The organism is Ramlibacter sp. GCM10027632 (genome assembly GCF_042675325.1).
Lineage (GTDB): Bacteria > Pseudomonadota > Gammaproteobacteria > Burkholderiales > Burkholderiaceae_C > Ramlibacter.
In genome coordinates this window covers 35,897-60,769 of record NZ_JBHTGW010000007.1, presented here as the reverse complement: position 1 = coordinate 60,769, position 24,873 = coordinate 35,897, and the positions used below count along the sequence as shown (strand labels likewise).

Sequence of the window (24,873 nt, the reverse complement as noted above, 5' to 3'; positions counted from 1 at the left end):
GGCAGGAGGTCCCATGACCCGCAAGTACGTCGACTGCCGGGAGTACCCGAGCGACATGCACTGCACCGTGTCCATCGTCGCCGACTCCGACCCCGAGTTGCTCGAGGCCGCCGTGCAGCACGCGGTATCGGTGCATGGCCACCAGGACACGCCGGAGCTGCGCGAGCAGCTCCGGCAACTGTTCAAGGCCGGCAACCCGCCGCTGGAGCATCCGCACCCCGAACATGCATGAGGCCGCTCGAAGCGGCCCCATGACTTCAGCCCCCGCGGGCCGCCTCCCGGCCGGCCCGCACAGGGACGGCTTACACCGCCTCGAGCGCCATCATGCCCGCCGCCGTATTGGAGATCGGGATGTGGTAGTTGGTGTGCACCTTGCGCACGGGCCCCGGCACCGCGGCGCGGGTGGCCAGCCACATCAGCAGCTCCACGCCCTGCGTGCCGGTCTTCTCCACCAGCTCGTGGATGGAGAACTGCGTGGCCCAGGCCGGGTCGTTGACCAGGCTGTCCATGAACTTCAGGTCGAAGGGCTTGTTGATGAAGCCGGCGCGCTCGCCATCGAGCTGGTGCGACAGGCCGCCGGTGCCGATCACCACCACCTTCTTGTCGCTGTCCCAGGACTGGATCGCCTCGCCCACCGCCTTGCCCAGCGCCAGGCAGCGCTTGGCCGACGGCAGCGGGAACTGCACGGTGTTGATGCACACCGGCACCGTGGTCACCGGCACGCCCTCCGGCCAGAACAGCTTGAGGGGCAGCGTGAAGGCGTGGTCGACCAGCATCTCCTGGCAGGTGGTGATGTCGAATTCCTTCTCCACCAGCTGGTTGATGATGTGCCAGGACAGGTCCGGCTGGCCCTTGAACGGCGGCAGCGTGGGGATGCCCCAGCCCTCGTCGGCATTGCGGTACTCCGGCGCCGCGCCGACGGCGAAGGTCGGCATCTTGTCCAGGAAGAAGTTGAGGCCGTGGTCGTTGTAGAACACGACGGCCACGTCGGGCTTCACGTCCTCCAGCCACCGGTGGACCGGCAGGAAGCCATCGAAGAAGGGCTTCCAGTAAGGCTCCTGCTGGATGCCCTTGGCGATGGCGCCGCCGATGGCGGGCACGTGGGAGGTGGTCAGTCCACCGATGATCTTGGCCATGTGAATTCCTTCGGGGTGGCGCCTCAGGCGGCGAGGGTGTCGGGTTGCTCGTTGTGCTTGACCAGCATGGCCTTGAAGGCCTCCTTGGTCATGCCGGTCTGGGCCGCGCCCAGGTCCTGCACGTCCAGCTTCAGGATGCCGGCGAACTTGGCCAGGTAGTAGACGTTGCCGCCGGCGGCCAGCAGGCCCAGCACGTCGCGGTTGCGGATGGCGGCGGCCTGCTGCTCGTTCAGGCCGTAGCGGCGCATGTAGCCGGCCTCGTCGGCGCGGAAGGCCTCGCGGTTGGCTTCGTCGTTGAACGAGAAGCACATCTTGTTCAGCGCATAGCCCTTCTGGGCCTGGTCGCCGTCGAACAGCGTGGTGCCGGGAATGGCGGGTTTCGTGGACATGAAGTCTCCTGGCCGTTGATGTAGGTCAGGGATGGAGTCTCGGCCGGCGGATACAAAAGATAAACCGATGACTTCTCATCAAACACATGAACAAGATCGATGGATCGGACCTTGACGGCCGCCTGCTCGAACTCCTGCTGGCCGTGCTCGAGGCCGGCAGCGTCACCGGCGCGGCGCACCGCCTGGGCGTGACGCAGTCGGCGGTGAGCCACGGGCTGGACCGCCTGCGTGCGATCACGGGGGACGCGCTGTTCGTGAAATCCGGGCGCGGCATCGTGGCCACCGCGCGGGCCGAGTCGCTGGCGCAGCCGGCGCGCGAGCTGCTGGGGGCGATGCAGCGCTTCGCCCTGCACGGCGCCTTCGAGCCGGCGCGCTGGCAGGCCACGCTCACCATCGCCGCCAACGACTTCCAGCGGGACCTGCTGCTGCCGGCCCTGGCCGCGCGCCTGCGGGCGCAGGCGCCGGGGGTGTCGCTGCGCGTCATCCCCTCGGGCGTGCCGCGGCTGGAGATGCTGCGCAACGACCAGTGCCAGCTGGTGATCAGCCCGCGCCCGCCCGAGGGCAGCGACATCCTGCAGAAGCGCCTGTTCGAGGACCGCTGGCGCGTGTTCTATGACCCCGCCGTGCGCCAGCCGCCGAAGTCCCGCAAGGACTACCTGGCCGCCGACCATGCCACCGTGGTCTACGAGCCGCGACGGGGGCTGGACCTGGACCAGCGCCTGGAGGCCGCCGGCGTGCAGCGGCGCATCACGGTCATGGTGCCGCAGTTCAGCGCCCTGCCCGCCTTCCTGCGCGGCACGCCCCTGCTGGCCACCGCGCCGGGCCTGCTCGCCCCGCACGCGATGCAGGGACTGGCCAGCTGCGAGCCGCCGGTGCCCTGCCCCCGCATGCCGATGTACGCGCTGTGGCACGCGCGTCACCAGCAGGACCCGGCGCACCAGTGGCTGCGGGCGCAGCTGGAATCGGTGGTGGCGCCGGCGCTGCGGCAGCCTCCGTGACGACGGCCAGGTGCGGCGCGGGTGCCCGCAACCACGCTCAGGCGCCGGCCTGGTGGGCCTTGCGCCAGCGCTGGGGCGTGAGCCCGGTGCGGCGCTTGAAGAACCGGTTGAAGTAGGCCGGGTCCTCGAAACCGAGCTCCGCGGCCAGCGTGGCTGCCGGCGCGGCGATGTAGGCCAGGCGCCGGCAGGCCTCGCGGGTCAGGCGCTCGTGCACCACCTCCAGCGCGCTGCGCCCGGCCTCGGCACGCACCAGCCGGTTCAGGCGGGCGGTGGACAGCCCCAGCCGCGAGGCGTAGCGCGCCAGCGGCCAGCGCTCCTGGAAATGCGCCTCCACCAGCAGCGTGAAGCGGGTGAACAGCGCCTGGTTGCGCCAGGTCGCGTCGTCACCGGAGCGCGGCGTGCGCACCTGGGCCTGGGCCAGCCGCCAGGTGACGGCGCGGGCCAGCCACTGCACCACTGGCGAGTCCGGCGCGCCGGGTGCGGTGAATTCGGCGCCCAGCGCGTGCAGCAGCGCCTCCAGCCGGTCGGCCGCCTCGCCCGGCTCGAAGCGCACCACGCCGGCCGAGGAGAACAGGTCGCGGAAGGCCTCGCCCGCGGGCTGGAAGTCGCCCTCCAGCAGGAAGCGCGGGCTGAGCGTGAGCACCGTGCCGTCGGTGCCCGGCGCGAAGCGGAAGCCGTGCACCACGCCCGGCGGCACCACGATGGCCGCCGGCCCCTGCACCGCCTCGCGCTGCGCATCGAGCACCACCTGCGCGCCACCCTGCGCGATCCACACCACCTGGTACAGGCCCTGGTGGACATGGGTATCGATCTCCCAGCGGTACAGCCGGCTGCGCGATTGCACCGCCTCCACATGCAGCAGCTCCTGGCCGGGCCCCGCGAGGGGCTCGCCGTAAAGTGCAAACGTGGGGACCTGCAGCCGGGGCGTCCCCTTGGACCGTGCCGTCGACATACCCCGACTCTGGACGAAAAGTGCAATTTCGCCCACCGGTTTGTGCAGTGCGCTTGCGGTGGATCAACCCTAAAGTCGCCGTGGATTCCAGCCCCACAGGAGACAGTCATGTTGACCAGTACCTTCCGATTCGACCCCTACTCCCCGCAGGTCGATGCGGACCCCTTCCCCTTCTACAAGCGCATGCGCGACGAGTTTCCCTGCTTCTGGAGCGAGGAAGCCGGCATGTGGGTGCTGTCCCGGCACGCAGACATCATCAGCGCGCTGCAGGACTGGCAGACGTATTCGTCCGCCTCCGGCAACCTCATGACCGAGCTGCCGGGCCGCGCCGGCGCCACCCTGGGCAGCTCCGACCCGCCGCGCCACGACCGCCTGCGCGCCCTCGTGCAGCATGCCTTCATGAAGCGCAACCTCGAGGCCCTGGCCGAGCCGATGCGCGCCATCGCCCAGGCCGCGGCGGCGGAGATCAGCGGCGCGCAGACGATCGACTTCAAGGACTTCTCCGCCCGGTTCACCGTGCGCGTGCTGATGGCGGCCCTGGGCCTGCCGACCGGCGACGAGGCCCTGGTCCCCGAGGAGACCGTGCGTGACAACGCGGTGCTGATGGTCCAGAGCGACCCGGTCACCCGCACCAAGGGCCCCGAGCACCTCGCCGCCTTCGAGTGGATGCGCAACTACGCCGCCCAGGTGATCGCGATGCGCCGCGCCGCGCCGCGCAACGACCTGATCAGCCACTTCAGCTTGGCCGAGATCGACGGCGACCGGCTCGACGAGCGCGAGGTGCTGCTCACGACGACCACGCTGATCATGGCCGGCGTGGAATCGCTGGGCGGCTTCATGATGATGTTCGCCCTGAACCTCGCCGACCACCCGCAGGCGCAGGCCGCGGTGGTGGCCGACCCGGAGCTGCTGAAGGACGCGATCGAGGAGAGCCTGCGGTTCAACACCTCGGCCCAGCGTTTCCGCCGCCGCCTGATGAAGGACGTGGAACTGCATGGCCAGGTGATGAAGGCCGGCGACTTCGTCTGCCTCGCCTATGGCAGCGGCAACCGCGACGAGCGCGTCTTCCCCGACCCGGACCGCTACGACATCGGCCGCAGGCCGCGCGGCCACCTGGGCTTCGGCGGCGGCGTGCATGCCTGCCTGGGCACCTCCATCGCCCGTATGGCCTGCAGGATCGCCTTCGAGGAATTCCACAAGGTCTTCCCCGCCTACCGCCGCGTCGACGAGACCCTGTCGTGGATGCCGTCGTCCACCTTCCGCAGCCCGCTGGTGCTGCGCCTGGCCCGCGCCTGAGGAGCTGCCCCATGACCACCATCCGCTACATCGAGGCCGACGGCCGCGAGACCGCCGTCGACGTCACCGACGGCTGGAGCCTGCTGCAGGGCGCGATCAAGGGCAACGTCGAGGGAATCCTCGGCGAATGCGGCGGCTCGTGCACCTGCGGCACCTGCCACTGCTACGTGGACGAAGCGCGCCTGGGCGAGCTGCCGCCGCCCTCGGCCAACGAGGAGGAAATGCTGGGCTTCGTCGTCGCCGAGCGCCGGCCGAACAGCCGCCTGGCCTGCCAGGTCAACTGCGTCTCCGCGTTCGAGGGGCTGATGGTGCGCCTGCCCGAGACGCAGGAGTGACTCAGAACTCCTCGGTGTCGACCTCGGTGCGCCCCTGCTGCGGGTAGCGGTTGCCGGTGACGGTGGCCTCGCAGATGTGGGCCTCCAGGCGGGCGATGAGGCCCGCATCCAGGCGCACGGCGGCCGCGTCGAGGTCCTCCTTCAGGTGGTCCAGGCTCGTGGTGCCGGGAATCGGGATGATGTCCTCGCCCTTGTGCAGCAGCCAGGCGATGGCCAGCTGCGCCGGGGTGCAGCCCGCCTCCTGCGCCAGCGCCCGGTAACCCGGCATCAGCCGCAGGTTGGCGGCGTAGTTCTCCGGCGTGAAGCGCGGCATGGCCTTGCGGATGTCCTTGGCGTCCAGCGTGGCCACGTCGTGCAGCGTGTCGCACAGGAAGCCGCGGGCCACCGGGCTGAAGGCGACGAAGGCGACGCCCAGCTCGCGGCAGGCGTCGAGCACCGCGATCTCGGGGTTGCGGGTCCACAGCGAGTACTCGGTCTGCAGGGCGGTGATGGGGTGCACCGCGTGCGCCTTGCGCAACGTGGCGGCCGAGACCTCGGACAGGCCCAGCGTGCGCACCTTGCCCTCCTCCACCAGCCGGCTCATCTCGCCCACGCTGTCCTCGATGGGGACCTTCTTGTCCCAGCGGTGCAGGTAGTAGAGGTCGATCACGTCGGTCTGCAGGCGGCGCAGGCTGTCCTCGCAGTTCCTGCGCAGCGTCTCGGGACGGCCGTCGATCACGCGGCGGGTCACGCCGTCATCGCCGGCCACGCCGGCCATGCCGCCCTTGCTGGCGAGGGTGAAGCGGCTGCGGTGCGGCTTGAGCACCTTGCCGACCAGGGTCTCGTTGGCGCCGAAGCCATAGAGGGCGGCGGTGTCGAACAGGGTCACGCCCTGGTCCAGCGCGGACAGCAGCACGCGCGCGCCCTGCTCCTCGCCCGGGGGCACGCCATAGGCGTGGCTCAGGTTCATGCAGCCGAGGCCGATTTCGCTGACCTCGAACGGGCCGATCTTGCGGTTCTTCATGGAGTCTCCAAAACGAAAAGGCCCGCGGCGCCAGGAGCGCCCGCGGGCCGACATCTCACGGGCAGGCCCGCATCAAAGCAGCTGCTGCTCCAGCTGGTGCAGCACCTCGTAGCAAGGCAGGACCTTGGCCACGCTGGAGTTGGGCTCGCGGCCTTCCTTGATGGCGGCGAAGAACTCGCGGTCCTGCAGCTCGATGCCGTTCATGGACACGTCGACCTGGGACACGTCGATCTTCTCCTCCTTGCCATTGAACAGGTCATCGTAGCGCGCGATGTAGGTGGCGCTGTCGCCGATGTAACGGAAGAAGGTGCCCAGGGGGCCGTCGTTGTTGAAGGACAGCGACAGCGTGCAGATGGCGCCGTTCTCGGCCTTCAGCTGGATGCTCATGTCCATGGCGATGCCCAGGGTCGGGTGGATCGGGCCCTGGATCGCGTTGGCCTTCACCACCTTGCTGCCGGTCTGGTACTGGAACAGGTCCACGGTGTGGGCGGCGTGGTGCCACAGCAGGTGGTCGGTCCAGGAGCGCGGCTGGCCGGCGGCGTTCATGTTGGTGCGACGGAAGAAGTACGTCTGCACGTCCATCTGCTGGATGTTGAACTTGCCGGCGGTGATCTGCTGGCGCACGTACTGGTGGCTGGGGTTGAAGCGGCGGGTGTGGCCGCACATGGCCACCAGACCGGTTTGCTTCTGCAGCGCCACGACGTCCTGGGCGTCCTTCAGGCTGTCGGCCAGCGGGATCTCCACCTGCACGTGCTTGCCGGCCTTGAGGCAGGCGATCGACTGGGCGGCGTGCATCTGCGTGGGCGTGCACAGGATGACGGCATCGACTTCCTTGATCGCCAGGGACTCGTTCAGGTCCGTGGTGATGTGCTTGATGCCGTACTTGTCGGCGACTTCCTGGGTCTTCGCCAGGTCGCGGCTGATCAGGGAGACGACTTCGACGCCGTCGATGTTCTTGATGCCGTCCAGGTGCTTGATGCCGAACGCGCCGGCGCCGGCCAGGGCTACTTTGATGGTCATTGTTGTTCCTCGAGGATCAGGTGGCCCACGGCGGTGTTCGACGCGGGGACATGGTAGAAGCGGTGCAGGGTCTTGGGCGGCTTGCCGCCGGCCAGGTCGCCCATCGCGCCGCGCGCGATCAGCCACATGACCAGCTCGATGCCCTCGGAGCCGGCCTCGCGCACATAGTCGATGTGCGGCACGTCGGCCAGGCCCTCGGGGTCGGCGATCAGGCGGTCCAGGAAGGCGTTGTCCCACTCGCGGTTGATGAGGCCGGCGCGCGGGCCCTGGAGCTGGTGGCTCATGCCGCCCGTGCCCCAGATCTGCACATTGAGGTCCTGGTCGAAGGACTCGACGGCCTTGCGGATCGCCTTGCCCAGTTGCAGGCAGCGGCGGCCCGAGGGCACCGGGTACTGCACCACGTTCACCGCGAACGGGATGATCTTGCAGGGCCACTCCTTGGGCTGGCCGAACATCAGGGACAGCGGCACGGTCAGGCCGTGGTCCACGTCCATCTTGTTCACGATGGTGAGGTCGAAGTCCTGCTGGATCACCGACTGCGCGATGTGCGAGGCCAGCTCCGGGTGGCCATGGACCATGGGCACGGGGCGCGGGCCCCAGCCCTCGTCGGCCGGCGTGAACCGGTCGGCGGTGCCGATCGCGAAGGTGGGGATGAAGTCCAGGCTGAAGGCGGTGGCGTGGTCGTTGTAGACGAGGAAGACCACGTCGGGCTTCTGCGCCTGCTCCCACTGCTTGACGAAGTCATAGCCCGCGAAGACGGGCTTCCAGTAGTCCTCGTGCGACTTGCCCAGGTCCAGCGCGGCGCCGATGGCGGGCACGTGGGACGAGTAGACGCTGGCGGTGATGCGGGCCATTATTTTTTCTCCCCAAGGTAGCGGTTGCCTTCGGGCGAGCGGCCACCCTTGATCATCATGTTGCGGTATTCCTCTTCGCTCATGCCGGTCATGGAGCCCGCCATCTGCTGGAAGCTCTTGCCGTCGGTGGCGCCGATCTTGGCGAGGAAGTAGATGTTGCCGCCCAGGGCGATGCAGCGGTTCAGGTCGCGTGCGAGCACGGCCAGCTTCTGGTCCTCGGTCATGGCCCACTCGTCGAGGTAGGCGCGCTCGTTGGCCTTGAACCGCTCACGGTTCTCGGCCTTCATGAGGGACATGCAGAACTGGTTCAGCCAGTAGCCCTTGCGGCTCTGGTCGGCGTCGAAAATGGTCGTGCCGGGCACGTCCAGGTAGGGTTTGTCGAGGGACATCTCAGTCTTTCCAGTACAGGCGCATGGGATTGTCCACCAGCAGCTTGCGTTGCAGTTCCTCGGTGGGCGCGATGTGGGGGATGAAGTCCACCAGCAGGCCGTCGTCGGGCATGTGGTTCTTCAGGTTCGGGTGCGGCCAGTCGGTGCCCCAGAGCACGCGGTCGGGGAATTCCTCGACCACCTTGCGGGCGAAGGGCACGACGTCCTTGTACGCGGCCTGCTCGCCATCCAGGGCGGCCGGGCCGGTCACCGAGAGGCGCTCCGGGCAGGAGACCTTGCTCCAGACGTTCGGGTGCTGGCGCATGAACTTCAGGAACAGCTCGAACTCGGGGCCGTCGATGGGCTTGCTCACGTCGGGGCGGCCCATGTGGTCCACCACCACGGTGGTGGGCAGGGCGGTGAAGAAGTCCCACAGCTCGGGCAGGTCCACCGCTTCGAAGTAGATCACCACATGCCAGCCCAGGGGGGCGATGCGGGCGGCGATCTCCATCAGTTCGTCCTTGGGCGTGAAATCGACCAGGCGCTTGACGAAGTTGAAGCGCACGCCGCGCACGCCGGCGGCGTGCATGTCCTGCAGCTCATGGTCGGTGACCGAGCGCTTCACCGTGGCCACGCCGCGGGCCTTGCCGTCGGAGTGCACCAGCGCGTCGACCAGGGCGCGGTTGTCGGCGCCGTGGCAGGTGGCCTGCACGATCACGTTGCGGGCGAAGCCCAGGTGGTCGCGCAGGGCGAACAGCTGCTCCTTGCTGGCGTCGCAGGGCGTGTACTTGCGCTCGGGGGCGTAGGGGAACTGCGCGCCCGGGCCGAAGACGTGGCAGTGCGCGTCGACCGCGCCGGCGGGCAGCTTGAACTTGGGCTTGCTCGGGCCTTCGAACCAGTCGAGCCAGCCGGGGGTCTTCGTGAAATCACCGGTAGTGGGTTTGCTCATGGGAGTCTTCCTGCAAAGGATCAATGAATCGTCGGGTCAATCGGGCTTGATCTGCGCCTCGCGCACCAGGCGCTCGTAGCGCTGGCGCTCGCTGCGGATCAGGCTGGCGAACATCTCGGTGGAGCCGGGGATCACCTCGCCGCCCACCTGGGTCATGCGGTCACGCACTTCCTGCGTGGCCAGGGCCTTCTGCACCTCGGCATGCAGGCGCGCGATGACGGGCCTGGGCGTGGCCGCCGGGGCCACCAGGCCGTACCAGACCGAGGCCTCGAAGCCGGGGAAGCCGGACTCGGCGATGGTGGGCGCGTCGGGGAAGATGGCGGTGCGGTTCGGGCTGAGGACGGCCAGCACCTTCAGGCGGCCGCTGCGCACATGGGGCTGCACTTCCAGCGCGTTCACCGCCACCAGCGGCAGCTGGCCGCCGATCACGTCGGTGATGGCGGGCGAGCCGCCGCGGTACGGCACGTGCTGCAGCTTCACGCCGGCGGCGCGCTCGAACAGTTCCACCGCCATGTGCGGCGTGGAGCCGTTGCCCGGCGAGGCGTAGGCGATGCCGCCCGGCTTCGCCCTGGCGGCCTCGATCATGCGGGCGATCGTGGTGTAGGGCACCGAGGCGTTGGCCGCGATCACCACCGGCACGCGGCCGACCAGCGACACCGGCGCGAGGTCGCGCTCGGGGTCGAAGGGCGCGGGCTGGTAGAGCGAGGGGTTCGCCGCCAGGGCGTTGGCGGCCATCATCAGCGTGTACCCGTCGGCCGGCGCGTCGATCACCGACTTCACCGCGATGTTGGTGCCGGCGCCGGGCTTGTTCTCGATCACGAAAGGCTGGCCCAGGCTGCCCGAGAGGCTCTGGCCGATGGTGCGCGCCACCGCGTCGACGGCGCCGCCGGCGGCGTAGCCGACGACCACCTTCACCGGCTTGCTCGGGTAGGCCGGAGCCTGGGCGAAGGCCGTGCCAGCCAGCAGGCCGGCGGCCGCCAGGGCCTGGCCGAAGCGGCGCCGGGTGGGGAATGCGTTCATGGAGTCTCCTTGTCGTCGTGGCCGCGCGCCGGGCGCGCGGCGGGCATCGTGCGGGGTCAGTCGGCGGCCAGCCCGCGCAGGCCGGCGCGCGAGGCCATGGCCTGCAACTGCCCCTGGGCGCGCACCTGCTGCGCGAAGTCGCGCAGCCAGGGCATGCCGGCGGGACGGCCCTTGGGCACGGCGATGGCGAGCTGCTCGAAGCCCCAGCGCCCGTCGAGGACGCGGGCGCCCGGCAGGCTGTCGCCCAGCTCGAACAGGATGCCCTTGTTGGTGGCGAACAGGTCCAGCCCGCCGGCCTTGAGCTGCGCGGCGGCCTCGGCCAGCGAGGGCACGGGCACCACCCTCGCCTGCTTCAGCAGGCCGGGCAGCGCGCCCTGCGAGCTGCTGCCCTGGCTCACGCCCACGCGCACGCCGGCGCGGTCGACCTGGCCGACCTCGGCGATCGGCGAGCCGGCCGGCGCCAGGTAGCCCAGCTCCAGGCGCACCAGCGGCGGCGTGAAGTCGACCAGCTTCGCCCGCGCCTCGGTGGCGTTGGTGAAGGTGAAGTCCACCTCGCCGGCCTGCACGGCCTCGACCACCTGGGCCACGCGGCTGAACTCCACCACCTTCACCGGCACGCCCAGGCGCTGCGCCATCAGGGTGCCCAGCTCCAGGCTCACGCCGGCGCGCTCCCCCGAGCGGGTGGTGACCAGCGAGGTGGGACTGCCGGGGTACACGCCCACGCGCAGCACGCCGGTGGGCGCGAGCGCGGCGCGGGCCTCGGCGGGCGCCGGGGCGGCCGCGGCCTGCGGCGCCGCGGGCGCGGCCAGGTGCGCGCAGCCGCCGAGCGCCAGCGGCAGGGCCAGAGCCAGGGCCAGGGAACGCGCGCGCAGGCGCAGGCCGGGTCGCAGGCTCGGTCGGGTCGGGGCCGTCACGGCGGGTTCCGGCGGGGTCAGTCGATGTAGCGCAGGCCGGCCTTTTCCAGGGGCTCGCGCATCTTGTACATATCCAGGCCCAGCACGCCGGCGGCCAGCTTGGCGCGCTTCTCGCCCTCGTTGGCCTCGCGGGCCTGGGCGGCTTCGAGGGTCTTGGCGGCCAGGGCGCGCGGCACGCAGACCACGCCGTCGTCGTCGGCGACGATCACGTCGCCGGGGTTGACGCTCATGCCGGCGCACACCACGGGGATGTTCACCGAGCCCAGGGTGGCCTTGATGGTGCCCTTGGAGCTGATCGCCTTGCTCCACACCGGGAAGCCCATCTCCTGAAGCGTCTTGACGTCGCGCACGCCGGCGTCGATCACCAGGGCGCGGGCGCCGCGGGCCTGGAAGCTGGTGGCCAGCAGGTCGCCGAAGTAGCCGTCGGTGCACTCGGCGGTGATGGCGGCGACGACGATGTCGCCCGGCTGGATCTGCTCCGCCACGACATGCATCATCCAGTTGTCGCCGGGGTGCAGCAGCACGGTCACGGCGGTGCCGGAGACCTGGCAGCCCGGGTAGATCGGACGCATGTAGGGCTTGAGCAGGCCCACGCGGCCCATGGCCTCGTGGACGGTGGCGGAGCCCAGCTTGCCCAGGGCATCCGCGGTCGCACGGTCGGTGCGCTGGATGTTGCGGTAAACGACGCCGAGTTCGTACATGGCTTGGATTCCTTGGGTTCGGTTTACTTGCCGGCGGCCTTGAGGCGGGCGTCCAGGCGGGAGAACACGCGGCGGGTGTTGGCCTCGTAGATCTGGTGCTTGTCCTCGGCGCTGAGGATCTTCGACGCCTCGATGTAGCGCTTGGTGTCGTCGTAGTAGTGGCCGGTGGTGGGGTCGACGCCGCGCACCGCGCCGATCATCTCGGAGGCGAACAGCACGTTCTTCACCGGGATCACGGTGTTCAGCAGGTCGATGCCGGGCTGGTGGTAGACGCAGGTGTCGAAGTAGACGTTGTTCAACACGTGGTCCGTCAGCAGGGGCTTCTTCATCTCCTGCGCCAGGCCGCGGAAACGGCCCCAGTGGTAGGGCACCGCGCCGCCGCCGTGGGGGATCAGGAACTTCAGCGTCGGGAAGTCCTTGAACAGGTCACCCTGAATGAGCTGCATGAAGGCCGTGGTGTCGGCGTTCAGGTAGTGGGCGCCGGTGGTGTGGAAGCAGGCGTTGCAGCTGGTGGACACGTGAATCATGGCCGGCAGGTCGTACTCCACCATCTTTTCGTAGATGGGGTACCAGTGCTTGTCGGTCAGCGGGGGGCTGGTCCAGTGGCCGCCGGAGGGATCGGGGTTGAGGTTGATGCCGACCGCGCCGTATTCCTTGACGCACTTCTCCAGCTCGGGGATGCAGGTGGCCGGGTCCACGCCGGGCGACTGCGGCAGCATGGCCACCGGGACGAAGTGCTCGGGGAACAGCGTGCTCACGCGGTACACCAGCTCGTTGCAGATGGCGGCCCAGGTGGACGAGACGTTGAAGTCGCCGATGTGGTGGGCCATGAAGCTGGCGCGCGGCGAGAACAGCGTGAGGTCGCTGCCGCGTTCCTTCATCAGCTTCAGCTGGTTGGTCTCGATGGCTTCGCGCAGGTCGTCGTCGGAGATCTTCAGGTCGGCGACCTTCGGGCTCTTGGACGGGTCCTTGATGCCGGCGATCTGCTGGTTGCGCCAGTCTTCCAGCGCCTTGGGCGCGGTGGTGAAGTGGCCGTGGCAATCGATGATCAGGCTCATGGGGGGCTCCTGGGTCTTTCTTTCTGGATTCAAACGGGTTGCATGCCCTGGCGGCGCTTGGCGTCGGCCGCTTCGGGCGAGGCCATGAAGGCCAGCATGGCGCGCACCTCGGCGCCGCGGGCCGTGCCCTTGCAGGCGGCGGCCGAGAAGATGGTGTCGATGGCGATGGCGGGCGGCAGCGCGCCGGCGATGGTGATGCCCTCGACGTGGATCAGTTCGCTCAGTTGCTGGAAGCCCAGGGCCACCTCGCCCCTGGCCACCAGCGACCCCACGGGCGTGCCCGGCGGCGGGGTGACGACCTTGGGCTGCACCTGGGCGGCGATGCCCCAGCGCTCGAACAACCGGGCCAGGGCGACGCCGCTGGGGCCGGTGGAATAGCTCACGGAGGGCGCGGCCAGCACCGCCTGCTTCACCGCCTCCTCGCTGGAGAGGTCCGGCAGCGCGGCGCCGCGCGGCACGGCCACCGAGGTGCCCGAAAGCACCAGGTCCACCTTGGAGCCGGGCTCCAGGCAGCCGGCGGCCATGAGCTTGTCGATGGCGTCGCTGCCGAGGATCACCACGTCGAAGGCCTCGCCGGCCTGCACGCGCTTGGCGGCATCGACGCCGCCGACGGACTCGATGGCGACGGCCTGGCCGCTGCGGGCCTGCCAGGCCTGCGCCAGTTCCGCGAGCAGCTGGCGGGTGGCCATCGAGGAGATGCCGCGCAGGGCGGAGGTCGCTTCAGGTTGCATCCGCGCATTCTGGTTCGGCGGGCCGGCCCGGGGAAGGTGAGGCGCCCACTACCAGCTATACAGGATCGGCATAATCGAACCGAAGGTATAAATAAATCGCCAGACACCGGACATGGACCTCAAGCAACTCGAGTACTTCGTGCGCGTCGCCGAGATGGGCAGCTTCACCCGCGCCGCCATCGCGCTGGACGTGGCCCAGCCCGCCCTCTCGCGCCAGGTGCGCCTGCTGGAGGTGGAGCTTCGCCAGAACCTGCTGGTGCGCAATGGCCGGGGCGCCACGCCCACCGAGGCCGGCAAGCTGCTGCTCGAACATGGCCGCGGCATCCTCCACCAGGTGGAGCGCGCCCGCGAGGAGCTGGGCCGGGTGCGCGGCGCGCTGGCCGGCCGGGTCGCCCTGGGCCTGCCGCCCTCCGTTGCCAAGGTGCTGGCCGTGCCCCTGATCCACGCCTTCCGCGAGCACATGCCCGAGGCCTCGCTGTCCATCACCGAGGCCCTGTCCACCGGCATGCGCGAGTCCCTGGCCTCGGGCCGGCTGGACATCGCCCTGCTGTACAACGCCACGGCGGCGGCCGACCTGGAGGTCACGCCGGTGGTGGCCGAGAGCCTGTACCTGGTGCAGGCGCGCTCCGGCGGCAAGGCCGCCGCGCCGACGCGCCCGGTGCCGCTGCGCGACGTGGCGAAGCTGCCCCTGGTGATTCCCAGCCGGCCAAACGCGATCCGGATGCTGGTGGAATCCGAGATGGCCAACCAGGGCCTGAAGCCGACGATCGCGCTGGAGATCGACGGCGTGTCCTCGATCCTCGAGCTGGTGGCGGACGGCACCGGCAGCGCCATCCTCTCGCGCAACGCGGTGCAGACCTCGGCGCGCCCGCAGGCCTTCAGCATGCGCCCCATCGGCACGCCGCCGCTGCGCAGCCAGCTGTCGCTGGCGGTGAGCTCGCTGCGACCGGCCACGCTGACGCAGCGGGCGACGGTGGACCTGATCCGGGCGACCGCGCTGCGGCTGCTGGCCGACTGAGCGGGGCCGGCACCGCCGAGGACGACGGCGCACCGAAGCCGGGAACCGGAGTGCCGCCCCCCCCACCCATGGCGTTTTTCAATCCGAAAGCGCCGCCATGGACAAGACCCCGCCCCGCCAGCCCTCCCTCGCCCTCCACCCGAGCGGCGCATCCCCCCTGCTCGTCGACGGCAAGACCTCCGGCTCCGACGCCGCCGAGACGCCGGCCCAGTGGACGGCCCGCAGCGTGTCGCTCCCGCGCTTCGGGCGCGCCCCGGGCCACCCCCCCTTCCCCACCTCCCTCGCTCCCGCGCAGGACGCGGGCGACGCCGCGCCCCTGCAGGCCCGCCATGTCGCGGTCGTGCGCGAGGGCAAGGCCTCCGGCCAGTTCAAGCGCGGGCGCGAGCCCGAGGCCGACCTGGACAGCCTGCCCGAGGAGGCGACCCCGGCCCCGGCCTCCGGGGTACGCCTTACGCCCGCCCTGGGCACCGGCTTCCACTGGCCGCAGGAAGGCTCGGCCTGGCGGAGCATGGAAGTGATCTTCGGCGAGCGGGACCTGGAGGACCCGGGGCAGCGCGCCGCCGCCCTCGGCGAAGTCCTGCGCTACGCCTGCCGCAACCTGGGCCGGCGCGCCGACCGGCTCGCCCTGGGCGTGGCCCTGGCGGGTCGGCTGCAGGCGGTGGGCGTGGGCCCCGCGGCCCAGGCCCGCGAGTTGCGGGAGGTCCTCGAGGCCGGCCGCTGGGCGGGGAGCCAGGACCGGCCGGTGCGACCGGGCCGCCTGAGGGCGGCACTGGGCGACCTGGTGCGGGGCATGGCCTCGGCCTGCACCGGCGCCGGGGACTACGAGCGCCGCCTCGCCACCTTCGCGACCGGCATCTACCAGGCCCGCGGCGGGCGCAACGCGGTCCCGATGCACGCCTACCGCCTGGTCGGCGCCCTGCGTACGGCCAGCGAGGCGGTGGCCCAGCCCGCCCACCTGCGCGTGGACCTGCTGCGCGGGATGCTGGCCCCGGTCGTGGATGCCGCGTCCGGCGCGCCCACCCGTCTCGCCCCCGAGACCTGCGCCTCCATCGTCGAGGGGCTGGCGGGCGGCACCGCGGGTGACCTGCTCCAGTCCCGGCTGATGACGGGCGCGCTGCTGGAGGACCGTATCCCCCTGACCCCGGGGCAGCTGGCCGGCTGCCTGGGCGCACTGGCGTCCTGGGGCAGGCCCGCCAGCGACGACCAGGTCCGCGACCACCTCGCCGACCTCAGGCACTGCCCCCGCCCGGCGGCGCACAAGGGCGCGGCCGCGCTGGCCGTGGCCCGCATCGACCCGGCGGGCCGCTATGACCTCGACCTCACGTCCGGCGGCCCCGGGAACCTGGCCATGGACCTGGCGCGCACCCGCCAGAGGATCCTGGACCTGGTCCGGCCGTCCACCCGCGCCGAATGGGCGCAGTGGCTCGAGGAGGCCGCGCCGCTCCCCGAGGCCACGTCCACGTCCACGACGACGACCTCCACGCCCCCCGCGGCCTCCACGACCACCGCGACCTCGTCGACCTCGTCCTCCTCCATCCCCGGCCACGTCATCCCGCGCAGCCCTGCCGGGCCGGGGATGGACCTCGGCGAGCACTGAACGCGAGGCCCGGCCCGGTGACGCCGGGGTGACACCCATCGCCTGCGGCGGCCCCGGGAATCGGTCGGGAACCGGCCCGCAGCCGGCCCGCCGGCGTTAGCATCGAACCGCCCGAAAAATTCAGGAGTTCGAATGTTTTTTCGATTTATTAAAACTTCTGCCGCCATCCTGTGCGCCGGCGCCGCGCCCCTGCTGGCCCAGGCGCAGGACTACCCGGCCCAGCCGATCCAGGTCGTCATCCCCTACGCCCCGGGCGGCGGCACCGACGTGGTGATGCGGCCGCTGGCGGCCGAACTCGGCGAACGCCTGAAGCAGCCGGTGCTGCTGGACCACCGCGGCGGCGCGGGCGGCAACATCGGCGCGCAGTTCACCGCCAAGGCGCAGCCCCACGGCTACACCCTGCTGGCGGCCAACAACTCGCACGTCATCAACCCCTTCATCTACAAGAACCCCGGCTACGACCTGGCGACCGACTTCGCGCCGGTCACGGTGCTGGCCACCGCGCCGCTGGTGGTGGTGGTGCACAAGTCCTCGCCGATCCAGACCCTGCGGGACTTCGTCGAGCTGGCCCGCCGCAACCCGGGCAAGCTGAATTTCGGCAGCGCCGGCGTGGGCACCCCCGGCCACCTCGCGCCCCTGCTGTTCAACAAGCTGGCCGGCATCCAGCTGGTGCACATCGCCTACAAGGGCTCGGGCCCGGCGGTGATGGCGCAGCTGAGCCAGCAGTTCGAGATCCAGTTCGCCACGCCGGCGGTGGCCGGACCCCACATCAAGTCGGGCGAGCTGCGGGCGCTGGCCGTCACCTCGGGCAAGCGCTTCGTGGCGCTGCCCCACGTGCCCACCATCGCGGAGTCCGGCATCCCGGGCCTGGCCGACTACGACCAGGCGATCTGGTGGGGCCTGCTGGCCCCGGCGCGCACCGACCCCAAGGTGCTGGACAAGCTGAACGCCCAGGCGACCGCCATCCTGCGCACGCCCCGTTTCGCCGAATTGCTGCTGTCGCAGAACATGGTGCCGGCCCCGACCAGCCGGGCCGAGTTCCAGGCCCTGATCCGCAGCGACCAGCAGAAGTGGGAGGCGCTGGTGCGCGAGTACGGCATCACGGCCGAACAGTGAACGGGGGCCCGGCATGACGCTCGCGCCCGAGATCGCCGCCCTGCTGCCCGCGATCAACGCCCAGCCCCCGATGCACCAGCGGCCGCTGGCCCAGCTGCGCCAGCCGCGCGAGCGCATCGGCGGCGCCGGCCCGGTCCAGCCCGTGGGCGCGGTGGAGGACCGGCACATCGACGCCGGCGACCGCACGATCCGCGTACGGCTGTACGCGCCGCCGCCGGGTACGCATGACGCGCCCGGCGCGCCGCAGGCCCTGCCCCTGGTGGTCCTGTTCCACGGCGGCGGCTTTGTCTTTGGCACCATCGAGGGCAACTACGACCATGTCTGCCGCGTGCTGTGCGCCCGTGCGGGCGTGCGGGTGATGTCGGTGGCGTACCGGCTCTCGCCCGAGCACAAGTTCCCCGCCGCGCCCGACGACGCCTGGGCCGCCCTCCAGTGGGCCGTGGCCCGGGCCGGCGCGCTGGGCGTGGACCCGGCGCGGGTCTTCGTGGCGGGCGGCAGCGCCGGCGGCAACCTGGCGGCGGTGACGGCGCTGCGTGCGCGCGACCTGGGCGGCCCGGCGCTGCGCGGGCAGGTGCTGTTCTACCCGGTGGCCGACCACCCCGAGCCGGCCACCGGCTCGATGCGCGAGTTCGCCGAGGGCTACTACCTGACCGCGGCGGACATGCGCTGGTTCTGGGCGCAGTACCTGGCCCGCGAAGCCGACCGCACCCACCCCTATGCCGCGCCGTTGCGGGCCGAGCGCCTCGACGGCCTGCCGCCGGCGCTGGTGCTCACGGCCGGCTACGACCCGCTGCGTGACGAGGCGGAACGCTACGCGCAGCGACTGCAGGCCGCGGGCGTCGCGGTGACGATGCGCCGGTACGAGGGCATGGTCCACGGCTTCCTGGCCTTTCCCACGCCCGCCGCGGACCAGGCCCTGCAGCAGGCCGCGGACTGGATCGGGCGGGCCTGCCGCTGACGCGGCGGCCGCCCCCACGCCGCACCGGCCCCGCCTTCAGGTCACGCGATAGCGCGCCTCAGACCGGCGCCTGCAGCAGCCAGAGCAGGCCGGTCAGCGTGAAGAACGAGGCGATGGTCGCCCCCAGCAGGGCCGAGGCCGCCATGCCGTCGTGGCCATGGCGCTGGGCCAGGATCGGGTAGATCCCCATCATCGGCACCGCCGCGGTGAGGACCAGCGCCATCTGCAGCTCGCGCTGCATCGGCGGCAGCACCATCACCAGGAGCATCACCAGCAGCGGGTGCACCAGCAGCTTGCCCACCGCGATCGCCGAGACGTCGCGCCAGGCCCCGCGCAGGCCGAAGCCCACCAGGGTGCCGCCGACCACGAACAGCGCGATCGCCGAGCACGAGGTGGCCAGCAGGCCGACCGCGCGCCCCAGCGGCGCCGGCAGCTGCAGCCCGGCGAGCGAGCACGCCAGGCCGGCGACCACCCCCCAGACCATCGGGTTGCGCGCCATGCCGCGCAGGGACTGCGCCAGGGCATTGCGCAGGCGCTGCGCCCGGGTGGCGCCGGCCCCGGCCTCGCCCAGGTCGCTCTCGGCCAGGGCCAGGGCCGCGGGAATCAGGACGATGTTCTCGACGATCACCGCCAGCCCCAGGTTCAGGCCGCCGATGCTGCTGCCGAACACCTGCGTGACCAGGGGCAGGCCGACGAAGCCGCTGTTGGGGCAGGCCACGCCCATGCCCATGATGGCCGCGGCCGACATCGGCTTGCCCCCGGCCTTGCGCGCCCACAGCACGCCCAGCGCCATCGTCGCCAGCGAGCCGGCGGCATAGGCGAGCAGGTAGACCGGGTTGACCACGTCGCCGATCGGGCGTTGAGCCAGCGAGCCGAAGATCAGCGCGGGCAGCGCGAGGTTGATGACGTACTTGCCGAACAGGCGCATGTCGGCCCGCGCGAACAGGCCGGCGCGCACGCACACGTAACCGAGGGCGATGAGGAGGTAGATGGGCGTGGTGACGCTGAGGATCGCGAGCAAGTCGTCAGCCCTTTCGCGCCGCGATCAGCGCGTCGGCATAGTCCTGCCAGCGGGCGCCCGGGGCCACCTCGCGGAACACGCCGCCGGCGGCCTGGTCGGCCACCCACTGCTGCTTGCCGGCGATGGCGGCGGTCATGACCGGCTCGAAGCCGGCCTCGCGCACGGTGTTGGCCGACTCGCGCATCTCCTCGGCGCGGCGCTTGCCGTGCTGCACGACGCGGCTGAAGAAGTAGGCGCCCTGCGCCGACCAGTCGATCTGCGGGAAGGTCTCCGCCAGCGTGGGCAGCACGTGGTCCTCGACGCCGTAGGCGCGGGCCGTGGTGTAGCTCTCGATGACCAGCGCCTCCAGGCCCTTGATCATCACGCTGCGGCACATCTTGATGGCGCTGGCCACGCCCAGCTGCTCGGACACGGGCCGGGCATCCATGCCCCAGGCCTGCAGGCGCGCCGCCAGTTCGGCGGCCCGGGCGCCGCCCAGGAGCATCGGCACCCTGATGCCGTAGGGCGGCACCGAGGTCATGACGCCGGCCTCCACGTAGTGCGCGCCGGTGGCGTCGATGCGCGCGGCGCACTGCTGCTTGGTGCCGGGCGAGGCCGAGTTCAGGTCGAGGAAGACCATGCCCGGGCGCAGGAAGGCGGCCGCCTCCCCGGCCACCGCCAGCGTGTTCGACGCGGTGACCGCGGAGATCACCAGGTCGCTGGCCTCGCACAAGGCCTGCATCGAGGGCTGGGCGGTGACGCCGGCCGCCGCGGCGTGCGCCGCCTCGGCCTCGCGCTGGCGGGGGTCGGCGCCGTGGCCGAACTTCAGGTCCCAGGCCGAGACGGCACTGACCTGGGCTTTCAGGCCGGCGGCGAAGGTCTTGCCGACCTCGCCGTAGCCGATGACTCCGAGACGCATGGGGGATCCTTGGCGCCGCCTCGCGGCGCGCTGGCTGGCGCGCTTACTGGCGCGGGATGTTGGCGCGGGTGATCACGTCGCCCCAGCGCTTGGTCTCGCTGGCGAGCAGCTGGCCGAGCTGCTCGGGCGTGCTCGGGCGGGCATCCACCTCGAGGGCCGCCAGCTTCTGCTTCAGCGCGGGCTGGGTGAGGACCGCGTTCAGCTCGCGGTTCAGGTAGGCGATGCGGTCACGCGGCGTGGCGGCAGGTGCGGCCAGCGCGTTCCAGGAGGCCACGTTGAAGCCGGTCAGCGGGCCGCGCGCCTCGGCCACGGTGGGCACGTCGGCCAGGGTGGGCTCGCGCTTCTCGCCCATGATCGCCAGCGGGCGCAATGCGCCGGCGGTGATCTGGGTGCGCACCGGGCCGAGGATCTCGACGGCGGCGTCGATCGAGCCGCCGCGCAGCGCGGTGATGACCGCGGGCGTACCGTTGAACGGCACGACCTGCACGTCCACGCCGGCGGTGGACTTGAACAGCTCCGCCGCCAGGTTCTGCGTGCTGCCGATGGCGATGGTGCCGAGGTTGATCTTGCCGGGGTTGGCCTTGGCCTCGGCCAGGAAGTCGGCGAAGGTGCGCCAGCGCGAGTTCGCGGGCACGACGATCGCCAGGTCGAACACGGCCAGCAGGGACACCGGCGCGAAGTCCTTCTGCGCATCGAACGGCAGCTTGCGGAACAGCGTGGCGCTGACCGCGGTGGCATTGCTCATGAGAAGCAGGGTGTGCCCGTCCGCGTCGGAGCGCACGACCGCCTCGCCGGCGCCGACACCGCCGGCGCCCGGCTTGTTCTCGATGACGACCGACTGGCCGACGCGGTCGGACAGCGCCTGGCCCACCGCGCGGGCGGTCAGGTCGGCCACGCCGCCAGCGCCGAAGGGCACGACGATGCGGATCGGCTTGCTCGGGAAGCCGGCGGGCTGCTGGGCGAAGGCGCCCAGGGGGGCCAGGCCGGCGCCCGCCAGGGCGGCCGACTGGAGCAGGAATTGGCGACGTTGCGTCATGGAAGGTCTCCTGGGCCCCGCAGGGCCCGTCAAGGGAAGGACGGCGTCAGCGCGCCACGCCGAGCAGCCGGTCGACCAGGGCCAGGTCCTCGCGCAGCTCGCGCGCGGTGCCGCGGTGGACGATGGTGCCGCGGTCGAGGACGACCGCGCTGTCGGAGATGGCGAGGATGGCCTGCGGATGCTGCTCCACGATGATGGCCGACAGGCCCTCCTCGCGGGTGATGCGGCGGATGGCCTTGAGCAGTTCCTCCACGATGATGGGCGCCAGGCCCTCCAGCGGCTCGTCGAGCAGCAGCAGCTTCGGGTTCAGCACCAGGGCCCGGCCCACGGCCAGCATCTGCTGCTCGCCGCCGGACAGCTGCGTGCCCAGGTTGCCCTTGCGCTCGGCCAGTCGCGGGAACATCTGGTAGACGCCTTCGGGCGTCCACTTGCCGGGGCGGGCCACGGCGGTGAGGTTCTCGTGCACGGTGAGCGACTTGAAGATGTTGCGCTCCTGCGGCACCCAGCCGATGCCGGCCGCGGCGCGCTGGTGCGGCGCCAGCTTGTGCAGCGCGACGCCCCCCAGGGAGATGCTGCCGCCATGCTGGCGCGTGGCGCCGGCGATGGTGTTCATCAGCGTGGTCTTGCCGGTGCCGTTGCGACCGAGCAGGGCCAGCGTCTGGCCCTCCTCCAGCTCGAACGACACGCCATTGAGGACCACCGCCTCGCCATAGCCGGCGGACAGGTCCTGCACTTTCAGAAGTTCAGCCATGCGCGGCCTCCGTATGCGCGTCTTCTCCATGGCCCAGGTAAACCGCCTTGACCTGCGGGTCGTTGGCGATCTGCTCCGGGTCGCCCTCGGTCAGCACCGTGCCGTTGACCAGCACCGTCATGCGCTTGGCGAAGCTGAAGACGAGGTCCATGTCGTGTTCGATCAGGAGCACCGAGACATCGGACGGCAGGGCCGCCACGGTCGCCAGGATCTCCTCGCGCTCGCCGGCCGGCACGCCGGCCACCGGCTCGTCGAGCAGCAGCACCTTGGGCTCGCAGGCCAAGGCGATGGCGATCTCCAGCAGGCGGCGCTTGCCGTAGGCCAGCTGCTCGGTCACCTGGTCCATCACCTCCGCGAGGTGGAAGTGCTCCAGCAGCTCGTAGGCGCGTTCGGTCACGGCCTTGTCGCCGCCCAGGGGCTGCCAGAAGCGCCCGCCCAGGCCGCGGTGCTGCGAGATGACCAGCGCCAGCGTCTGCAGCGGGGTCATCGACGAGAACAGCTGGTTGATCTGGAAGGTGCGCACCATGCCGCGGCGCACGCGCTCGTGCGGCGCCAGGCGGGTGATGTCCACGCCATTGAGGACGATCTTGCCCTCGGTGGGCGGCAGCACGCCGGTGAGCAGGTTGATCAGCGTGGTCTTGCCGGCGCCGTTGGGGCCGATCAGCGCATGGCGGGCGCCCTTGCGCAGGTCGAGGTTGACGTTGCCGGTGGCGGTGATGCCGCCGAAGCGCTTCACCAGGCCCTGGGCCGACAGCACGATTTCTTGGGTATCGCCGTGATGGCCGCTCATTGCGCGCCTCCCTTCTTGCCGCCGAACCAGGTCCAGGGGCGCAGCAGCCGGTCGCGGCCGACCAGCACCAGCACCACCAGGAACAGGCCCAGCCAGAACGTCCAGTACTGCGGGGTGATGCTCGAAAGCACGTCGTACATCAGCTTGAACACGATCGCGCCGAACACGCCGCCCCACAGCCAGCCGGTGCCGCCGATGACCAGCATCAGCAGCACGTCGGCCGAGCGGTGCACGTCGAACACGTCCAGCGAGGCGAAGCCGGTGGTCTGGGCCAGCAGCGCGCCGGAAACGCCGGCCATGGCCGCGGCCACGGTGTAGACCACGGCCAGGCGCTGGGCCACCGGGATGCCGATGGCCATGGCGCGCAGGCGGTTGTCGCGGATCGCCTTGAGCGTGCCGCCGAACGGCGAGTTCACCAGGCGGCGGGCGATGATGAACACCACCAGCAGCATCGCCAGCGAGTACAGCGCGCCGGTGCGGCCGGCCAGGTCGAACTCGAAGGTGCCCAGGAGCGGGCCGATGACCACGCCCTGCAGGCCGTCGGCGCCGCCGGTGAGCCAGTCGAGCTTGTTGGCCAGCTCCAGCAGGATCAGGGCCACGCCCAGGGTCACCATCAGGCGGGTCAGGTCGGTGCCGCGCTGGATGGTCAGGCTGGCGACCGCGCCCAGCGCGGTGGTCAGCACGGTGGCGACCAGCAGGCCCAGCAGCGGGTCCGGGTTGAGGTGCTTGGCGAACAGGGCCGCGGCGTAGGCGCCGAAGCCGAAGAACGCCGCATGGCCCAGCGAGACGATGCCGGTGTAGCCCAGCACCAGGTCCAGCGAGATGGCGAACAGCGCCACGATGGCGATCTCGTTGACGATGGCGGCATGCTGCGTGAACAGCAGCGGGGCGGCGAACATCGCCAGCCACAGCACCGGCTCCCAGGCGCGCATGCGGCCCGCGTCCAGCAGCGAGCGCTGGGCCTGCTCGCGGTTGTTGTTGTCGGTCTTGGTGGCGCTCATGCCTTGCCTCCCTGGCGAACGAACAGGCCCTGCGGCTTCCAGATCAGGATGGCGATCATGACGGTGTAGACGATGAAGGCGCCCAGCTTGGGGATGTAGTACTTGCCCGCCACGTCGGCGATGCCCACGAGCAGCGCGGCCAGCAGCGGGCCGGTGATCGAGGAGGTGCCGCCGACGGCGCAGACGATCAGGAAATAGAACATGAACTTCAGCGGGAAGTTCGGGTCCAGGCCCAGCACCTCCGCGCCCAGTGCGCCGCCCAGGCCGGCCAGGCCGCAGCCGAAGGCGAAGGTCGAGAGGAACACGATGTTCACGTTGATGCCCAGGCCGGCGGCCACGCGCTGGTCGTCGACCGAGGCGCGCAGGCGGCTGCCGAAGCGCGTGCTCGAGAGGATGTACTGCAGGCCGATGGTCAGCGCCGCGCACACCGCGATGATGAACAGGCGGTAGTGGCCCATGCCCAGCATGAGCGCGCCCTCGCCGATCTCGGTGCGGCCCTTGAGCCAGTCGGGCAGCTGGATGATCTGCTGCGTCGAGCCGATGAAGTAGTCCACCGCGGCGGTGGCCATGAAGACCAGGCCGATCGTGAACAGCACCTGGTCCAGGTGCGGGCGCTTGTACAGCGGGCGGTACAGGGTGCGTTCGAGGATGCCGCCCAGCAAGGCCGCGCCCAGGAAGGCCAGCGGCAGGCAGGCCAGGAAGGGAACGCCGGCGCGCTGCATCAGCAGCACGGTGATGTAGCCGCCGGTCATGGCGAAGGCGCCGTGGGCCAGGTTGATGAAGTTCATCAGGCCCATCGTCACCGCCAGCCCCAGGGCCAGGATGAACAACAGCATGCCGTAGGCGATGCCGTCAAAGAGGATGGTGAGCATGGATCGATAAAGTGACGCAGGCAGTCAATCCCGCAGGGGTGCCGTGCGGGCGGGCGGCGAGGCGACGCGCCGTGGCGCGCCGCCTCCTCGG

The 24,873-nt window shown here is 70.9% G+C and carries 28 protein-coding genes; 8 read left to right on the top strand and 20 right to left on the bottom strand.

Going from position 1 to position 24,873, the window contains the following annotated elements; translation table 11 throughout:
* Positions 1 to 13 precede the first annotated feature (13 nt).
* Positions 14 to 232 (top strand): DUF1059 domain-containing protein, encoded by a 219-nt coding sequence (locus ACFQZY_RS11940; RefSeq protein WP_377415987.1) that lies wholly within the window; start codon positions 14 to 16, stop codon positions 230 to 232.
* Positions 233 to 302: 70 nt separating this feature from the next.
* Here ACFQZY_RS11940 and ACFQZY_RS11935 read toward each other — a convergent pair whose 3' ends face one another.
* The gene (locus ACFQZY_RS11935; RefSeq protein ID WP_377415985.1) at positions 303 to 1,136 is read right to left on the bottom strand and encodes a class III extradiol dioxygenase family protein; all 834 of its coding nucleotides are present in this window, start codon (positions 1,134 to 1,136) and stop codon (positions 303 to 305) included.
* Positions 1,137 to 1,159: 23 nt separating this feature from the next.
* On the bottom strand, positions 1,160 to 1,525 hold the full coding sequence (locus ACFQZY_RS11930; protein WP_377415983.1) for a protocatechuate 4,5-dioxygenase subunit alpha: 366 nt from the start codon (positions 1,523 to 1,525) through the stop codon (positions 1,160 to 1,162).
* Positions 1,526 to 1,611: 86 nt separating this feature from the next.
* Here ACFQZY_RS11930 and ACFQZY_RS11925 point away from each other — a divergent pair, with 86 nt between their 5' ends.
* Positions 1,612 to 2,523, top strand: a complete 912-nt coding sequence (locus tag ACFQZY_RS11925) for a LysR family transcriptional regulator (RefSeq protein ID WP_377415981.1) — start codon at positions 1,612 to 1,614, stop codon at positions 2,521 to 2,523.
* 37 nt (positions 2,524 to 2,560) lie between these two features.
* On the opposite strand, the gene ACFQZY_RS11920 is transcribed toward ACFQZY_RS11925, so the two are convergent.
* Complete coding sequence (locus ACFQZY_RS11920; protein WP_377415979.1) at positions 2,561 to 3,475, bottom strand: helix-turn-helix domain-containing protein; 915 nt, start codon at positions 3,473 to 3,475, stop codon at positions 2,561 to 2,563.
* A 108-nt stretch (positions 3,476 to 3,583) separates the two neighbouring features.
* Between ACFQZY_RS11920 and ACFQZY_RS11915 the strand changes: the two genes are divergently transcribed.
* Both ACFQZY_RS11915 and ACFQZY_RS11910 read left to right on the top strand, forming a co-directional pair.
* The gene (locus tag ACFQZY_RS11915; protein ID WP_377415977.1) at positions 3,584 to 4,771 is read left to right on the top strand and encodes a cytochrome P450; all 1,188 of its coding nucleotides are present in this window, start codon (positions 3,584 to 3,586) and stop codon (positions 4,769 to 4,771) included.
* Positions 4,772 to 4,782: 11 nt separating this feature from the next.
* Entirely contained in the window at positions 4,783 to 5,106 is a 324-nt protein-coding gene (locus ACFQZY_RS11910; protein WP_377415975.1) for a 2Fe-2S iron-sulfur cluster-binding protein, read from the top strand.
* Between the two features lies 1 nt (position 5,107).
* Here ACFQZY_RS11910 and ACFQZY_RS11905 read toward each other — a convergent pair whose 3' ends face one another.
* The 10 genes from ACFQZY_RS11905 to ACFQZY_RS11860 form a co-directional block, all read right to left on the bottom strand.
* A complete protein-coding gene (locus ACFQZY_RS11905; RefSeq protein WP_377415973.1) occupies positions 5,108 to 6,109 on the bottom strand; it encodes an aldo/keto reductase in 1,002 nt (333 codons plus the stop codon).
* Between the two features lie 72 nt (positions 6,110 to 6,181).
* On the bottom strand, positions 6,182 to 7,129 hold the full coding sequence (locus ACFQZY_RS11900) for a Gfo/Idh/MocA family oxidoreductase (protein ID WP_377415971.1): 948 nt from the start codon (positions 7,127 to 7,129) through the stop codon (positions 6,182 to 6,184).
* On the bottom strand, positions 7,126 to 7,983 hold the full coding sequence (locus ACFQZY_RS11895) for a class III extradiol dioxygenase subunit beta (RefSeq protein ID WP_377415969.1): 858 nt from the start codon (positions 7,981 to 7,983) through the stop codon (positions 7,126 to 7,128). Before ACFQZY_RS11895 ends, ACFQZY_RS11900 begins: the two co-directional genes overlap by 4 nt.
* The gene (gene ligA / locus ACFQZY_RS11890; RefSeq protein WP_377415967.1) at positions 7,983 to 8,372 is read right to left on the bottom strand and encodes a protocatechuate 4,5-dioxygenase subunit alpha; all 390 of its coding nucleotides are present in this window, start codon (positions 8,370 to 8,372) and stop codon (positions 7,983 to 7,985) included. The genes ACFQZY_RS11895 and ligA overlap by 1 nt, the downstream gene beginning before the upstream one ends.
* A gap of 1 nt (position 8,373) precedes the next feature.
* Positions 8,374 to 9,300: an amidohydrolase family protein gene (locus ACFQZY_RS11885; RefSeq protein ID WP_377415965.1), complete on the bottom strand. Its 927-nt coding sequence runs from the start codon at positions 9,298 to 9,300 to the stop codon at positions 8,374 to 8,376.
* A 36-nt stretch (positions 9,301 to 9,336) separates the two neighbouring features.
* Positions 9,337 to 10,320, bottom strand: coding sequence for a tripartite tricarboxylate transporter substrate binding protein (locus ACFQZY_RS11880; RefSeq protein WP_377415963.1), 984 nt, complete (start codon positions 10,318 to 10,320; stop codon positions 9,337 to 9,339).
* 56 nt (positions 10,321 to 10,376) lie between these two features.
* Positions 10,377 to 11,234, bottom strand: a complete 858-nt coding sequence (locus ACFQZY_RS11875) for a transporter substrate-binding domain-containing protein (protein ID WP_377415961.1) — start codon at positions 11,232 to 11,234, stop codon at positions 10,377 to 10,379.
* Positions 11,235 to 11,251: 17 nt separating this feature from the next.
* Positions 11,252 to 11,935 (bottom strand): 4-carboxy-4-hydroxy-2-oxoadipate aldolase/oxaloacetate decarboxylase, encoded by a 684-nt coding sequence (ligK, locus tag ACFQZY_RS11870; RefSeq protein WP_377415959.1) that lies wholly within the window; start codon positions 11,933 to 11,935, stop codon positions 11,252 to 11,254.
* A gap of 23 nt (positions 11,936 to 11,958) precedes the next feature.
* Positions 11,959 to 12,993, bottom strand: a complete 1,035-nt coding sequence (locus ACFQZY_RS11865) for an amidohydrolase family protein (RefSeq protein ID WP_377415957.1) — start codon at positions 12,991 to 12,993, stop codon at positions 11,959 to 11,961.
* 29 nt (positions 12,994 to 13,022) lie between these two features.
* On the bottom strand, positions 13,023 to 13,724 hold the full coding sequence (locus ACFQZY_RS11860; RefSeq protein ID WP_377415955.1) for a substrate-binding domain-containing protein: 702 nt from the start codon (positions 13,722 to 13,724) through the stop codon (positions 13,023 to 13,025).
* Positions 13,725 to 13,836: 112 nt separating this feature from the next.
* On the opposite strand from ACFQZY_RS11860, the gene ACFQZY_RS11855 reads away from it, so the two are divergent.
* The 4 genes from ACFQZY_RS11855 (at position 13,837) to ACFQZY_RS11840 (ending at position 18,413) form a co-directional block, all read left to right on the top strand.
* A complete protein-coding gene (locus ACFQZY_RS11855; RefSeq protein WP_377415953.1) occupies positions 13,837 to 14,742 on the top strand; it encodes a LysR substrate-binding domain-containing protein in 906 nt (301 codons plus the stop codon).
* Between the two features lie 97 nt (positions 14,743 to 14,839).
* Positions 14,840 to 16,339: a hypothetical protein gene (locus ACFQZY_RS11850; RefSeq protein WP_377415951.1), complete on the top strand. Its 1,500-nt coding sequence runs from the start codon at positions 14,840 to 14,842 to the stop codon at positions 16,337 to 16,339.
* Positions 16,340 to 16,471: 132 nt separating this feature from the next.
* A complete protein-coding gene (locus tag ACFQZY_RS11845) occupies positions 16,472 to 17,455 on the top strand; it encodes a Bug family tripartite tricarboxylate transporter substrate binding protein (RefSeq protein ID WP_377415949.1) in 984 nt (327 codons plus the stop codon).
* A 13-nt stretch (positions 17,456 to 17,468) separates the two neighbouring features.
* The gene (locus ACFQZY_RS11840; protein WP_377415947.1) at positions 17,469 to 18,413 is read left to right on the top strand and encodes an alpha/beta hydrolase; all 945 of its coding nucleotides are present in this window, start codon (positions 17,469 to 17,471) and stop codon (positions 18,411 to 18,413) included.
* A gap of 58 nt (positions 18,414 to 18,471) precedes the next feature.
* On the opposite strand, the gene ACFQZY_RS11835 is transcribed toward ACFQZY_RS11840, so the two are convergent.
* Genes ACFQZY_RS11835 through ACFQZY_RS11805 form a run of 7 tightly spaced genes read right to left on the bottom strand, consistent with a single transcriptional unit; the run spans position 18,472 to position 24,782 of the window.
* The gene (locus tag ACFQZY_RS11835; protein WP_377415945.1) at positions 18,472 to 19,434 is read right to left on the bottom strand and encodes an AEC family transporter; all 963 of its coding nucleotides are present in this window, start codon (positions 19,432 to 19,434) and stop codon (positions 18,472 to 18,474) included.
* A gap of 4 nt (positions 19,435 to 19,438) precedes the next feature.
* Positions 19,439 to 20,332, bottom strand: a complete 894-nt coding sequence (locus ACFQZY_RS11830) for a DUF1932 domain-containing protein (RefSeq protein WP_377415943.1) — start codon at positions 20,330 to 20,332, stop codon at positions 19,439 to 19,441.
* A 43-nt stretch (positions 20,333 to 20,375) separates the two neighbouring features.
* A complete protein-coding gene (locus tag ACFQZY_RS11825; protein ID WP_377415941.1) occupies positions 20,376 to 21,368 on the bottom strand; it encodes a Bug family tripartite tricarboxylate transporter substrate binding protein in 993 nt (330 codons plus the stop codon).
* Between the two features lie 46 nt (positions 21,369 to 21,414).
* The gene (locus ACFQZY_RS11820) at positions 21,415 to 22,119 is read right to left on the bottom strand and encodes an ABC transporter ATP-binding protein (RefSeq protein WP_377415939.1); all 705 of its coding nucleotides are present in this window, start codon (positions 22,117 to 22,119) and stop codon (positions 21,415 to 21,417) included.
* Positions 22,112 to 22,909, bottom strand: a complete 798-nt coding sequence (locus ACFQZY_RS11815; protein WP_377415937.1) for an ABC transporter ATP-binding protein — start codon at positions 22,907 to 22,909, stop codon at positions 22,112 to 22,114. Before ACFQZY_RS11815 ends, ACFQZY_RS11820 begins: the two co-directional genes overlap by 8 nt.
* Complete coding sequence (locus tag ACFQZY_RS11810; RefSeq protein ID WP_377415935.1) at positions 22,906 to 23,910, bottom strand: branched-chain amino acid ABC transporter permease; 1,005 nt, start codon at positions 23,908 to 23,910, stop codon at positions 22,906 to 22,908. Before ACFQZY_RS11810 ends, ACFQZY_RS11815 begins: the two co-directional genes overlap by 4 nt.
* Positions 23,907 to 24,782, bottom strand: coding sequence for a branched-chain amino acid ABC transporter permease (locus ACFQZY_RS11805; RefSeq protein WP_377415933.1), 876 nt, complete (start codon positions 24,780 to 24,782; stop codon positions 23,907 to 23,909). Before ACFQZY_RS11805 ends, ACFQZY_RS11810 begins: the two co-directional genes overlap by 4 nt.
* Between the last annotated feature and the right edge of the window lie 91 nt (positions 24,783 to 24,873).